Consider the following 12,339-nt stretch of genomic DNA (forward strand, 5'->3'; position numbering starts at 1 on the left):
TGTCTTTGGTCTTTCCTTCCGGTTTCAGCTAGCTCATGGCAGGCAGCAGGGCCACCATCGCCCGACCCGTCTCTGTTTCGGCCATTACCACTTCGCTTGCTCCCTCCGCCGCCAGGTGCGCGGCGGGCTCCATGTCGTGGGCACGCGCCACGATGAACAGGCCTGGATGCTTCCCACGCGCCACGCGTACGACCTCGCCCGACTCGAACGGGTCGGGTATGGTGACGATCAGCGCAACGGCACCGGGCAGGTTCAGCACGTCAAGGACGTCATCGGCCGAGGCCTGGCCGAGCACCGCTTCCACCCCCTGCCCGCGCAACTCCGCCACACGTTCTTCGACGAGATCCACCACCAGTACCTGGCGACCAGCGACGCGAAGGTCCTGCACCGTGGCACGGCCCACGCGCCCATAACCCACCACCACCACGTGGCCGCTTTGCCCGGTGGCGACGAACGGGATATCGGTGGCCGCTTCACTGGCTGGTTCCTCGCGCATGCGATCCAGCCACTTGAACATCAGCGGATTGACCAGGATCGAAACGATCGCCGCGGCCAGCAGGACATCGCGCGCGGTCCCGGTAAGGAACCCAAGGCTCACGCCAAGGCTGGCAAGGATGAACGAGAACTCCCCGATCTGCGCCAGGCTGATACCGATGGTGATGGCGGTACGCTTTGGCCGTCCGAACGCGCGCACGATCACATAGGCCACCAGGCCCTTGCCGAGCGTGATGATCAGGAAGGCCGCAAGTACGGTGAGGGGGTGCTCCAACAGCACGTGCCAGTTGAACAGCATGCCGATGGATACAAAGAACAACACGGCAAAGGCGTCGCGCAAAGGCAGGGTATCTTCGGCTGCCTGCTGGGCGAGCTTGGATTCGCCCATCATCATGCCGGCCAGGAATGCTCCCAGCTCGAAGGAGACACCGAACAGTTGCGCCGCACCGAAGGCGATGCCCAGCGCGATCGCCAACACCGCCAGCCGGAACAATTCGCGCGAACCACGGTGCGCCACGAATTTCAGCAGCCAGGGGATAAAACGTTTGCCCACAATCAGCATCAGGGCCACGAACAGGCCCACCTTGCCCAGGGTCATTGCGATGGTCATCCACAGGCTGCGGCCGCCCTGGACCTGCTCGGGCGAACCGACGCTTGCCAGTGCCGGCAGCAGCACCAGTGCCAGCACCATGGCGAGGTCTTCGACGATCAGCCAGCCCACCGCGATGCGGCCACGAGACGTTTCAAACAGATGGCGCTCTTCCAGCGCCCGTAACAGCACCACTGTGCTTGCCACCGACAAGGCCAGGCCGAAGACGAAACCCTGCGCCAGCGGCCAGTCCAGGGCCCAGCCCAAGGCCATGCCCATCGCCGTGGTGGCCGCCATCTGCACGAGGGCGCCGGGAATGGCCACGGCCTTCACTTCGAGGAGGTCTTTGAGGGAAAAATGCAGCCCTACGCCGAACATCAGCAGGATCACGCCGAGTTCGGCCAGTTCCTGTGCCAGGTGTGCATTGGCCACATAGCCCGGGGTGAACGGCCCGGCCACCACACCGGCCAGCAGATAACCGGCCAGGGCTGGGAGCTTCAGCCGATGCGCCGCCATGCCGAAGATGAAAGCCAGAACCAGGCCACCCACCAGGGTGAGGATCAGTGGCTGGGCATCGTGCATGGAACCTCCGTGGCGGGCCTTCGGTTGTCAGACCCCATTATGGCCGCGTTTAGCGGTTGAGCACCGCCAGGAAGTCGCGCCCATAGCGCTTGAGCTTGGCCTCGCCCACACCGCTGATCTGGGCCATGTCGTCTTCATTGGCGGGCAACGCACGCAACATCGCCAGCAAGGTGGCATCGTGGAAGATCACGTAAGCCGGCACACCGTGCTGCCGGGCAAGTTCGCCTCGAAGTTTTCGTAGTTCGTCCCACAATTCCTGTTCGGTGGCCTCGATACCCAGGGTGGCTGCGCCTGCCGCGGGTTTGTCTCGCGTCCGGCGACCGCGGGCGGGACGGATGTCCTCGCGCAACTGAACCGACTGTTCACCCCTTAGCACGGCGCGGCTGTTGTCGGTGAGCCTGAGCGTACCGAACTCACCCTCGGCCTCGAGCAGGCCCGCTGCCAGGAGCTGACGGAACACCGAACGCCATTGCGTGGCATCGAAGTCCTGGCCGATACCGAAGGTGGTAAGCCGGTCGTGGCCAAGCGAGGTCATGCGCTCGTTGTCCTGGCCACGGAGGATGTCGATGACGTGCCCGGCACCGAACCGCTGGCCACTGCGGTAGACGGCCGACAGTGCTTTTTGCGCAGCCACCGTGGCGTCCCACGTTTTCGGCGGCGAAAGGCAATTGTCGCAGTTGCCGCAGGTAGGCGGCGCTGCCTCGCCGAAGGCTTCGAGCAACAGCGCGCGGCGGCAGCGCGTGGCCTCGGCGTAGGACAGTAGTGATTCGAGCTTCTGCCGCTCTACGCGCTTGCGATCGTCGCCCGCATCGGACTGGGCGATCATCTGGCTCATGGTCACCACATCGGCCAGGCCGTAGATCATCCAGGCGTCGGCGGGCAGGCCGTCACGGCCGGCGCGGCCGGTCTCCTGGTAGTAGCCCTCGACGCTACGGGGCAGATCAAGATGGGCAACGAAACGAACGTCGGGCTTGTCGATACCCATGCCAAAGGCCACGGTGGCCACCATCACCACGCCATCTTCGCGCAGGAACCGTTGCTGGTTGCGCGTGCGCGTGGCAGCGTCCAGACCCGCATGGTAGGGCAACGCTTCGATGCCGGCGTCGGAAAGCCACGCCGCGGTATCTTCCACTTTCCGCCGGCTAAGGCAGTACACGATGCCTGCCTCGCCACGATGCGCGTCGAGGAAATCCTGCACTTGCCGGCGCGGGTTGCCACGCGGTGCGACGTGGTAGCGGATATTGGGACGGTCGAAACTGGAAAGGAAAACCCGCGCGTCCTGAAGTGACAGGCGCTCGATGATTTCCTCGCGCGTGCGGTGGTCGGCCGTGGCCGTCAGCGCGATACGGGGTACGTGGGGAAAGCGTTCGTGCAGTACCGCCAGCTGCCGGTATTCAGGTCGGAAGTCGTGACCCCATTGTGATACGCAGTGCGCTTCGTCGATGGCGAACAGCGCCACTTCGCTGCGCTCGAGCAATGCAAGGAAGCGCCCCGTGAGCAAGCGTTCGGGCGCCACGTACAACAGGTTCAGCGAACCTGCGAGGAATTGCCCTTCGACATCGCGTTGTTCCTCGGCCGACAGGCTGGAGTTGAGCACCGCGGCAGCTACCCCGGCCTCGAGGAGGGCGTCTACCTGGTCCTGCATCAGGGCGATCAACGGCGAAACCACGATGGCCGTGCCCGCGCGCATCAGTGCGGGCACCTGGAAGCACAGGGATTTGCCGCCACCGGTGGGCATCAGCACCAGGGCGTCGCCGCCTTCGGCGACATGGCCGACGATGGCTTCCTGCTGGCCGCGAAAGCCGGGATAACCGAAGACGGAAGAAAGGATGTCGTGGGCGGAAGGCTGCATGCCCGGCGATTTTAGCAGGCGGGGCACGGCAACCCGATGTCGGCGTTCAACCCCAGATCGCGCGGTCGATATCCGCGTCCAGCCCGAAATTCACCATCGGCACACGGCCATCGACCACCTTCACGCCTTCCTTGCGCAACCGTCGGCACTGCTCGAGATAACCCCGGGTGCCCGCGGGGATGCCAATACGACCGTCGGCGCGCAGCACGCGGTGCCACGGCAGGGTGGAGCGATCGGGAGCCTGTCCCAATACCTTGCCGATCAAGCGCGCGCGGCCGGGAAAGCCTGCACGCTGGGCGATGGCGCCGTAGCTGGCCACGCGCCCGGCGGGAATGGCATAGACGGCATCCCAGATAGCCTGGTTGCGTACGTCGATGTCGGTGGATTCATCACGTTTCCCGGCCATGTCCCGACCCCATTCCAAGGAACGGCAGGTTACCATCGGAGGCACCTTCCAGCCGGACGCACATCCCATGCGCCACTTCGAGGCGGTACGTTCGCACCTGGCTTCCAGCCACGAACTCAAGCACAACGACCCATACCTCATCAGCTTCGATGTGATCGTCGCCGGGGGCCGCCACCAGGGCATTTATCTCGCGGAACTCGAAGACGACACGGGCCTGCGCTACCTGCGCATTTCCACCCCGGTCGGCCCACTGGCCGGCACCGATGCCCGGCGCTGCCTGCGTTTTAACTGGGAACAGCGCACCGGGTACCTGGCCTCGGCCGACCTCGACGGCTCGCCCTACCTGCACCTGTGTGAAAACCGGCCCTACGCCTTGCTCAACGTCGCCGAGCTCGACCGCCTGGTCGGGGAACTGTCCACCCTGGGCGACATCCTGGAGCAGGCCATCGCCTCGGACGAGGACGAGTTCTAGCAGGGCTGGCCCTACCAGAAACCCTGGGTCAGCAGGACAAGGCCATAGGCCACCAGCGCGGTAACGGGGAGCGTAAGGATCCACGCCCAAACCATGCGCTCGACCACCGACCAGCGGATGGCGTTGAGCCGCTTGGCCGCACCCACGCCCATGATCGACGCCGACACGTTATGCGTGGTGGACACCGGGATGCCGGCGACCGATGCGGCCAGGATCACCGCGGCGGAACTGAATTCCGCGGCAAAGCCATTGATCGGATGGAGCTTGACCATCTTGTGGCCGAGCGTCTTGATGATCCGCCAGCCGCCACCGGCGGTACCTGCCGCCATGGTAAGTGCGCAAACCACCTTCACCCACACCGGCACCGGAAACCCGCCATTGGGATCGTGCGGAATGCTCAGCCACGAAAGCCATACGGGCAGGTGGTTGAACTGGCCAGCGGCGGTAGCCGACGCCAGGGCCAGGGCGATGATGCCCATGCTTTTCTGCGCATCGTTCATGCCGTGGGCCAGGCCCATCGCCGAGGCCGAGACGATCTGCGCCTTGCCGAAGAAGCCATTGACGAAGGGCGTGCGGCCGAAACGCCGGGCGAATCCCTTGCGCGAGGCAAACCAGCCCAGCAGCGCATAGAGGCTACCCATCAGCACGAAGCCGATCACCAGTCCGGCGATTGGCGAGAGCACCATCGGCACGATCACTTTGGGGATGACCCCCTTGCCCAGCCACCAGTGCAGCCCCGGCTGCAGCCAGATAATCGAATGAACGCTATTGGCCGACGCTGCCAGCGCAGCGCCACAAAGCCCGCCCACCAGTGCGTGGCTGGAGCTTGAGGGCAGGCCCAGCCACCAGGTCAGGAGATTCCACAGCGTGGCACCAAGCAATCCGCAGATCAGCAGCTGCGGCCCGACGTCGAGCACACCGGTGTTGATCAGGCCGGCGGCAATGGTGGCGGCAACGGCCGTACCCCACAGGGCGCCGGCCAGATTGGTCACCGCAGCCAGCACCACCGCCTGCCCCGGTGTAAGTACCTTGGTTGCCACCACGGTGGCGATCGAATTGGCTGTGTCGTGGAAACCGTTGATGTAGGTAAAGGCCAGGGCGATCAGCACCACCGCCAACAGCATGCCAAGGCTCATGCGCGCACCTGCGCGGCATTGGGGACGTTCATGGGCACGGTGACGTCCTTCAGGAATTCTTCAAGACGATGGAATAGACGACATTGCCCACGTCACGGCACTTGTCCACGGCCTTTTCGAACAGTTCGAAGAGATCCTTCGCCAGCATCACGCGCAGCGGGTCGGAGCCTTCGGCGTAGAGCGTGCGGTAGGGCTCCAGCAGCAGGCGGTCGGCCTCGGATTCAAGCGCATTGAGGCTATCGCGCAACTTCTTCACCCGGTCGATTTTCAGCCCCTTGCGCAACTCGCCGATCATGTCCACCACCACGGAGGCCGACTTCTCCAAAAGGGCTGCCCGCTGATCGAAATCAATGCCTTGAAGCCGGTCGGCGACAATCACGTAGCGCTCGGCAAATTTCTCGATCGATTTGGGAATCTTGTACAGGGCCGAATTGAGTGCTTCGATATCCTCGCGGTCGAGCGCGGTAACGAAGGTGTTGACCAGTTCCTCGCCAATCTGGCGGTGCAGGGCTTTCTCGCGGGCGCGGGCGGTGCTGAAGGCGGCCATTACCGGGGCGCGATCGGTCTGGATGACCAGTTCGTGCAGGGCGCGGGCACTTTCCCGGGCAGCCTCGGCGCTTTCTTCCAGCAGGCCATAGAACTTATCGCCCTTGCCGAACATAGTTTGCAATGAAAACATGTACTTGCGCCTGAAGGTATGGGTGTACGGGTCTCACAAGACAGTTATGTTACAGGAGGCCGCGAGCTGACAATGCGCGGCTGTTTGTGATCCACCGAACCGCTTGGCCGCTACACTGGGTGGCCTTGCCTCGTGCAAAGTCGAGCAATGCTCAGCGAAATATTCGTCGTCTTCGTCCTGGCCGTGGTCAACGGCTTCTTCGCCCTCTCCGAGATGGCGATCGTTGCCTCGCGCAAGAGCCGCCTGAAACAGATGGCGCGCGACAGTCGCCGTGCGCGCACGGCGCTGAAGCTGGCCGAATCACCCGAACGGTTCCTGTCCACGGTACAGGTGGGCATCACCATTGTGATCCTGGCCACGGGTGCCGCGGCCGGCGACGCCCTGGGCGCGCACTTCGCCGAGCTGCTGCACAAAGGCGACCCGTCGTGGCTGGCCCCCTACGCACGAGTGATCGGTTGGGCCATGGGCTTCGTACTCAGCGCCTTCATGCAGATCGTGATCGGCGAACTCGTTCCCAAGCGCGCAGCGCTCGCCGCGCCGGAAAAAGTCGCCTGCGCCATCGCCATCCCGATGCTGGTGCTCTCGCGGATCTGCCTGCCGTTCGTCTGGCTGGTGAACCACGCAAGCACCCTGATCCTGCGCCTATTCGGCCTGCATCGCATTTCGCGCAGTGCCGCCAGTGAAGAGGAGATCCGCCTGCTGGTGGCCGAGAGCGCCGAGCAGGGCGTGCTCGACGCCGACGAACGCAACATGGTCAGCCGCGTGCTTCGCCTGGGTGATCGCACCGTGGACGGCGTGATGACCCCGCGCAAGCGCATCGCCTGGCTCGACATCGCAGCACCGCGCGAGGAAAACATCCAGGTGATGCGGCAAACGCCGTATTCCCGCTACCCGGTGTATCGCGGTGACGAGAGTGACGTGGTGGGCGTGGTGGAGGTCAAGCGCCTGCTGCATCACGTGTCCTTCGGTCAGCAGGATCTCTTCACCGATATGGTCAAGCCGCTGTTCGTGCCTGCCACGGCGCGCGCGCTCGACCTGATGGATGCCTTCCGCGAAGCAGGCACCTCGATGGCGCTGGTCGTGGATGAATACGGTGACATCGAGGGCATGGTCACCATCAACAACCTGCTGGCCGCCGTGGTCGGCGCCACCGCACCGAGCGAGAACAACGACGACGTCGCAGGTCCGATCGTGCGACGCGCCGATGGCAGCTATCTGGTAGATGGCGCATTGCCGGCCGACGACCTGCGCGAGCTGCTGCAGGCCCATGCCCTGCCCCACGAGGCCGAGCATGATTACCGCACGGTCGGCGGCATGATGGTGGCGCAGTTCGGCCACATCCCCGCAGTGGGCGAACGCTTCAGCTGGGAAGGCCACGATTTCGAAGTACTCGACCTGGACGGTGCCCGCATCGACAAGGTGCTGGTGATACCCGCAGCCAAAGACGACGGCGAGGACGACGGCACCGGCTAGCCGCTGCTGTTCTTCTTCGCCAGGCTCGCCATCCGTTGCGCATCGGCGAAGATGCCGTGCATCACGCGCAATTCGCGAAGGTCCGGGCGCGCCCGCAGGAACAGCTTGCGCAGGCGCAGGAGGATGGTTTCGGGCTGGCGGCCCTTATGGAATTCGATGTCGTCCAGGGTCTGGGCCAGGTGCTCGAAGAAACGCTCCAGCTGCCCGGCGTCGGCCGGTGGTTCGTCGTTCGACGGCGCAGCCTGGCCGCCGCCGGCTCCCGCCAGCTGCGCCATGCGGGTTTCATAGGCCGCCACCTGCACTGCCTGCGACAGGTTGAGCGAGCTGAAATCGTCCACGCTGGGAATGCGCACCATGGCGTGGCAATGGGCCAGCTCGTCGTTTTCCAGACCCGTGCGCTCGTTGCCGAACACCCATGCCACCTGTTCGCCGCGGCAAGCGGCGGCCACGGCCTGGGCGGCTGCCTGCCTGGGATCGAGTTCGGGCAAGGTCACGCCGCGGCGGCGCGCGGATAGACCCAGCACCAGCGTGGCACCGGCGAGGCCTGCCACGAGATCGGCGTGGATGCCTGCCCCGGCCAGCACGTCGTCGGCGCCTGCGGCCATCGCCGTGGCTTCGTCGTCGGGGAAACGGTGCGGCGCGATCAGCTCCAGCCGCATGAAGCCCATGGTGCGGATGGCCCGTGCGGCCGACCCGATGTTCCCCGGATGCGAGGTGCGCACCAGGACATAGCGGAACAGGGGGGTCAGGGCGGAAATATCCATCGGCAGGGCATGGTGTGGCGGGCAACGGCCGAGTTTACATGGCGCGTGCCGAACCGAGGCTGTTAGAATGCCCGGTCATGCGGCCCTGGCGCCGCCCCGCTCTTTCGAAGTCGACCAGCCATGCCAAGACCCGCCGTCAATGTCGCGGCGCGCGCCGCGCGCTCCGCAGGAAACATCCTCCTGCGCTACATGAACCGCATCGAGGGCCTGAACGTCGTCGAGAAAGATCGCATGGACTTCGCCTCCGAAGTCGACCGCCTGGCCGAGGCGGAGGTCATCAAGGAGTTGAAGCGCGCCTATCCCACCCATGCTTTCCTGGGTGAGGAATCGGGCCTGCAGGGCAAGGGGCCGCTGACCTGGATCATCGACCCGCTCGACGGCACGCACAACTACCTGCGCGGCATCCCCCATTTCTGCGTATCCATCGCCCTGGTTGAACGCGGCGAGCCCGTCTACGGCGTGATCTTCGATCCCCTGCGCGACGAACTCTATACCGCCAGCAAGGGCGACGGCGCCTACCTCAACGACCGTCGCATCCGGGTGTCCAAGCGCGAGGAAATCGCCGGCGCCATGATCGGCACCGGCTTCCCCTACCGCCAGCGTACCCATCTGGAAGCCCAGCTGGGCATGACCCAGGCCCTGCTCAAAGACGCCGAGGACATCCGTCGTTCAGGCTCCGCCGCGCTGGACCTGGCCTATGTTGCCGCTGGCCGTCTGGACGGCTATTTCGAATTGGGCCTGAAGCCCTGGGACATGGCGGCCGGCTGCCTGCTGGTGCGCGAGGCCGGCGGTATCTATAACGATTTCTCCGGCCGTGACGGCATGCCCGAATCCGGCAACCTGATCGCCGGCAACCACAAGATCGTCCAGGCCATGACGCCGGTGATCGGCGCGCACGCCACGCCCACGATGTTGCGCGCCTAGGGCGTTACCCTTCGCGCAACAGCGACCTGAGAAACGGGATCGTCACCCTCCGCTGCGCCGCAAGCGAGGCACGGTCAACTCGGTCAAGAAGATCAAGCAACGCCCCAAGGTCCCGCGGGTAGCGTGCGAACATCCAGTCCAGCACGGCGGCGTCGAACACGATGCCCCGATGGCGCGCCTGGGCCTGGAGCACATGGCGCCGTTCGCCATCGTCCAATGGTGTAAGGCGGGCCTGCGTACAGGCGCCCAGCCGGGAACGCAGGTCAGGCAGTTGCACCGGCATCGCCGCCGGTAACGCCTGGGCAGCCAGCAGCAACACACCACCGGCATCGAGATAGCGGTTGTAGGTGGCGAAAAGCGCGAGCTCCGCTTCCGCGTCGCCTGCGACAAGGTCGATATCGTCCAGGGCCAGCAAGTGGCTGCCACCGACGCCGGCAATGGCGTCGGATCGGCTGCCGCGCACGTGGCGCAGGCTCAGGTATTGCGCCGACACCCCCGCATCCGTCGCAGCCTGGCAGGCGGCGATCAGGAGGTGCGTCTTGCCGCTGCCGGCAGGGCCCGCCACATACACACAGCCTCCATGTGCGTTCGCGGCAGCGCCTTCGACGATCGCAAGCGCCGCCGCGTTCGTCGCACCAGGAAAGAACTGGTCGAACCGTTGCCGCCGCGGCCAGCGCAGCGCCAAAGGCAGCTGCGCGATCATGGCGAAGGATTGTCCGGCGGCTCGGGCGGCGGCAATGTGCCTTCTTCGGCATCGCGCAATTGCCCGACCGTGGCGTGCTCGGTGTAGAGCTCACTCCGACGGTACCGCTCAAGCAGGTAACGCATCACTACCACCACGACCGAGGCCGCCGGCAACGCCAGCAGCACGCCGAGGAAACCGAACAGGTGACCGCCAGCCAGCACGGCGAAGATCACGGCCACCGGATGCAAACCGATCTTCCCTCCCACCAGGCGCGGCACCAGGACATAGCCTTCGAGCAACTGGCCCACCACGAAGACACCGCAGACAATGAGCACATGGGTCCAGTCGCCGTATTGCACCAGCACGGCAATCAGGCTGGCGCCGAAACCGATCATGAAGCCCAGGTACGGTACGAAGCTCAGCAGGCCTGCCACCATGCCGATCAATGGTCCGACGGAAAGTCCGACGATGCTCAACGCAATACCGTAGAACACCCCGAGGGCCAGCATCACCAGCAGCTGGCCGCGCACGAAGGCACCGAGCACCTGGTCCGATTCCCGCGCCAGGCGCACGGCGGTGGGTTCCACCGAACGCGGCAACAGGCGTGCGATGTGCGCCACCATGGTGTCCCAGTCGCGCAGAAGGTAGAAAGCCACCACCGGGATCAGCACCAGGTTGGTCAGCCACAGCACGATACTCATGCCCGAGCGCGAGATGCGGGCCACTGTGCTCGCCACGATCGAACTTACCGAGCCGATATGCTCCTTCACCGCAGCGATGATGCGGTCGGAGTCGAAAGTGCTTGGATCAAGATGCAACTTGGCCTGGATCCACGGCAACGCGATGTTGCGGCCCCACTGCACGTAAGTGGGCACGTTGTCGTACAGGTTCGCCACCTGGCGCTGGATCAGTGGCACCAGCAGCAGCAATGCACCAATGGTGATCAGCACGATCACGCTGAAGACGATGCTCACCGCCATCGTGCGGCCCATGCCCAGGCGCTGCAGGCGGTCGGCCAGCGGATCGCCCAGGTACGCCAGCATCGCCGCGATGGCGAAGGGCATCAGTACCGGTGCCAGCAACCAGACCAGGAAGCAGATCACGGCGACGAGCGCCAGCATCTGCCAGCGGCGTGAAGCGTCGGGGGTCAGCATCGGCGGGGGATGACCTTGGGTAGGTGGTTGCATCGTCGGGGAAAGCCCGTGAGGGTGGTGCGCACGCCCCTTAAGGGATCCAGCGCAGGTTGATGGTGGCGCCATCGTGGCCGCCCTGAGCCACCAGCAGGTGTCCTGAAGCGCCCACGCCGGAAGCCAGGGCACGTAACGACCCATTGCCCTTTACCTGCAGCAGTACACCGTCGCCGTCGGCCTGGGCCGGCACCGCGGAGCGAATCGAGGGGTCCTCATGCAGGGCGCCCATCAGGGCGGCGAAATCGGTGGCCGACTTCAGCCCCGACACCCAGACACTGGCCGCATTGCCGACGGAGGAGTTGGCGCCCAGCTGGCGGTCGATGCGGTCGCCGGCCGTATTCGCGCCGTTGGCCAGGAGGGCATCGTCGGCCTCGCCACTGTCCTGCCAGGCCTGCGCCTTGCCGCCGGTAAGCACGGTCCAGTCGGCGTTGCCATGGTCTATGCGGCCTTGCAGGATCAGCCCGGTGTGGTACTTCGCGGTAAGCGCAGCGACCGTGGCGGAGTCGGCCGAACTCACCGACGAAGCCGCGGGCAGGCCTTCGGCTGGGGGAAATACCGTCTGGTAGCCGCGCGCCTGGGCCGCCTGCGCCAACGGGGCAAGGGCATCGGGGTCCATCAGCTGACCCTGCCCATTGCGCACGATCACAAGCAACGTGTTCGCCGTGCCGCCGGCCGTGGGGTCGGCCGCGCCCGAAGCACGGCGGATCGCCGCCGGATCAAAACTCACTTCCAGCATCAGCGGCGCCGAACCCGGCTGGCCCTTCTTGTACTGGTATTGCTGGACCAGGGCACCTGGCTGCTTCATGGCATCGGCGTAGCCGGGCTTGGAGCGGGGATCTTGGCCGCCATTGGCGCGGGTGAGTACCTGGGTGAGTGCCGCGGCAATGGCATCGTCGCGGCTGGCCGCCGCGGTGTCGTTCACCGGAACGGTGACGGCATAGGGGGAATTCTGGGCAAACGCCGGGACCACCAGCAAGGCCAGCAACAGAACGATCCAACGGGTGCGCATGGCGGGTCTCATGATGAGCCTTCGAGGAAGGCAAGTGTGCCCAATGGGGCTCCATTCGTCTAATGAGGGGCCTGCTTTGCGGG

12 protein-coding genes are annotated in these 12,339 nt (G+C 65.2%); 3 read left to right on the forward strand and 9 right to left on the reverse strand.

Going from position 1 to position 12,339, the window contains the following annotated elements; translation table 11 throughout:
• Positions 1–28: 28 nt before the first annotated feature.
• The 3 genes from ybaL to VGM61_RS03690 are packed head-to-tail and all read right to left on the reverse strand — an operon-like array spanning position 29 to position 3,924.
• A complete protein-coding gene (gene ybaL / locus VGM61_RS03680; protein ID WP_331521370.1) occupies positions 29–1,666 on the reverse strand; it encodes a YbaL family putative K(+) efflux transporter in 1,638 nt (545 codons plus the stop codon).
• A 49-nt stretch (positions 1,667–1,715) separates the two neighbouring features.
• Positions 1,716–3,518 carry a DNA helicase RecQ gene (gene recQ, locus VGM61_RS03685; RefSeq protein WP_331521372.1) on the reverse strand — a complete coding sequence of 601 codons (1,803 nt, stop codon included), beginning with the start codon at positions 3,516–3,518 and terminating at the stop codon, positions 1,716–1,718.
• 46 nt (positions 3,519–3,564) lie between these two features.
• The gene (locus tag VGM61_RS03690; RefSeq protein ID WP_331521373.1) at positions 3,565–3,924 is read right to left on the reverse strand and encodes an MGMT family protein; all 360 of its coding nucleotides are present in this window, start codon (positions 3,922–3,924) and stop codon (positions 3,565–3,567) included.
• A 67-nt stretch (positions 3,925–3,991) separates the two neighbouring features.
• Here VGM61_RS03690 and VGM61_RS03695 point away from each other — a divergent pair, with 67 nt between their 5' ends.
• The gene (locus tag VGM61_RS03695; protein ID WP_331521479.1) at positions 3,992–4,396 is read left to right on the forward strand and encodes a hypothetical protein; all 405 of its coding nucleotides are present in this window, start codon (positions 3,992–3,994) and stop codon (positions 4,394–4,396) included.
• An 11-nt stretch (positions 4,397–4,407) separates the two neighbouring features.
• Here the strand turns inward: VGM61_RS03695 and VGM61_RS03700 are convergent, their stop codons facing one another.
• Positions 4,408–5,532 carry an inorganic phosphate transporter gene (locus VGM61_RS03700; RefSeq protein WP_331521374.1) on the reverse strand — a complete coding sequence of 375 codons (1,125 nt, stop codon included), beginning with the start codon at positions 5,530–5,532 and terminating at the stop codon, positions 4,408–4,410.
• Positions 5,533–5,581: 49 nt separating this feature from the next.
• Positions 5,582–6,211 (reverse strand): pit accessory protein, encoded by a 630-nt coding sequence (locus VGM61_RS03705; protein WP_331521375.1) that lies wholly within the window; start codon positions 6,209–6,211, stop codon positions 5,582–5,584.
• Positions 6,212–6,358: 147 nt separating this feature from the next.
• Here VGM61_RS03705 and VGM61_RS03710 point away from each other — a divergent pair, with 147 nt between their 5' ends.
• Complete coding sequence (locus VGM61_RS03710) at positions 6,359–7,684, forward strand: hemolysin family protein (RefSeq protein WP_331521480.1); 1,326 nt, start codon at positions 6,359–6,361, stop codon at positions 7,682–7,684.
• On the opposite strand, the gene VGM61_RS03715 is transcribed toward VGM61_RS03710, so the two are convergent.
• On the reverse strand, positions 7,681–8,448 hold the full coding sequence (locus tag VGM61_RS03715) for an RNA methyltransferase (RefSeq protein WP_331521376.1): 768 nt from the start codon (positions 8,446–8,448) through the stop codon (positions 7,681–7,683). The two genes, VGM61_RS03710 and VGM61_RS03715, sit on opposite strands and share 4 nt — an antisense overlap.
• 120 nt (positions 8,449–8,568) lie before the next feature.
• Here VGM61_RS03715 and VGM61_RS03720 point away from each other — a divergent pair, with 120 nt between their 5' ends.
• Complete coding sequence (locus tag VGM61_RS03720; RefSeq protein ID WP_331521377.1) at positions 8,569–9,372, forward strand: inositol monophosphatase family protein; 804 nt, start codon at positions 8,569–8,571, stop codon at positions 9,370–9,372.
• 4 nt (positions 9,373–9,376) lie between these two features.
• Here VGM61_RS03720 and hda read toward each other — a convergent pair whose 3' ends face one another.
• The 3 genes from hda to VGM61_RS03735 form a co-directional block, all read right to left on the reverse strand.
• On the reverse strand, positions 9,377–10,075 hold the full coding sequence (gene hda, locus VGM61_RS03725) for a DnaA regulatory inactivator Hda (protein ID WP_331521378.1): 699 nt from the start codon (positions 10,073–10,075) through the stop codon (positions 9,377–9,379).
• A complete protein-coding gene (locus VGM61_RS03730; RefSeq protein WP_331521379.1) occupies positions 10,072–11,211 on the reverse strand; it encodes an AI-2E family transporter in 1,140 nt (379 codons plus the stop codon). The genes hda and VGM61_RS03730 overlap by 4 nt, the downstream gene beginning before the upstream one ends.
• Positions 11,212–11,281: 70 nt before the next feature.
• Entirely contained in the window at positions 11,282–12,256 is a 975-nt protein-coding gene (locus VGM61_RS03735; RefSeq protein WP_331521380.1) for a DUF2066 domain-containing protein, read from the reverse strand.
• Positions 12,257–12,339 lie beyond the last annotated feature (83 nt).

Origin of the sequence: Pinirhizobacter sp. (assembly GCF_036499745.1) — a bacterium.
Classification (GTDB): domain Bacteria; phylum Pseudomonadota; class Gammaproteobacteria; order Xanthomonadales; family Rhodanobacteraceae; genus Pinirhizobacter.

What these genes read in the sequence shown, in the direction of transcription:
- VGM61_RS03730 (WP_331521379.1), bottom strand. Translation starts at nt 11,211, where the DNA reads ATGCTGACCCCCGACGCTTCACGCCGCTGGCAGATGCTGGCGCTCGTC.
- ybaL (WP_331521370.1), bottom strand. Translation starts at nt 1,666, where the DNA reads ATGCACGATGCCCAGCCACTGATCCTCACCCTGGTGGGTGGCCTGGTT.
- VGM61_RS03690 (WP_331521373.1), bottom strand. Translation starts at nt 3,924, where the DNA reads ATGGCCGGGAAACGTGATGAATCCACCGACATCGACGTACGCAACCAG.
- VGM61_RS03735 (WP_331521380.1), bottom strand. Translation starts at nt 12,256, where the DNA reads ATGCGCACCCGTTGGATCGTTCTGTTGCTGGCCTTGCTGGTGGTCCCG.
- VGM61_RS03715 (WP_331521376.1), bottom strand. Translation starts at nt 8,448, where the DNA reads ATGGATATTTCCGCCCTGACCCCCCTGTTCCGCTATGTCCTGGTGCGC.
- VGM61_RS03720 (WP_331521377.1), top strand. Translation starts at nt 8,569, where the DNA reads ATGCCAAGACCCGCCGTCAATGTCGCGGCGCGCGCCGCGCGCTCCGCA.
- VGM61_RS03710 (WP_331521480.1), top strand. Translation starts at nt 6,359, where the DNA reads ATGCTCAGCGAAATATTCGTCGTCTTCGTCCTGGCCGTGGTCAACGGC.
- VGM61_RS03695 (WP_331521479.1), top strand. Translation starts at nt 3,992, where the DNA reads ATGCGCCACTTCGAGGCGGTACGTTCGCACCTGGCTTCCAGCCACGAA.
- VGM61_RS03705 (WP_331521375.1), bottom strand. Translation starts at nt 6,211, where the DNA reads ATGTTTTCATTGCAAACTATGTTCGGCAAGGGCGATAAGTTCTATGGC.
- hda (WP_331521378.1), bottom strand. Translation starts at nt 10,075, where the DNA reads ATGATCGCGCAGCTGCCTTTGGCGCTGCGCTGGCCGCGGCGGCAACGG.
- VGM61_RS03700 (WP_331521374.1), bottom strand. Translation starts at nt 5,532, where the DNA reads ATGAGCCTTGGCATGCTGTTGGCGGTGGTGCTGATCGCCCTGGCCTTT.
- recQ (WP_331521372.1), bottom strand. Translation starts at nt 3,518, where the DNA reads ATGCAGCCTTCCGCCCACGACATCCTTTCTTCCGTCTTCGGTTATCCC.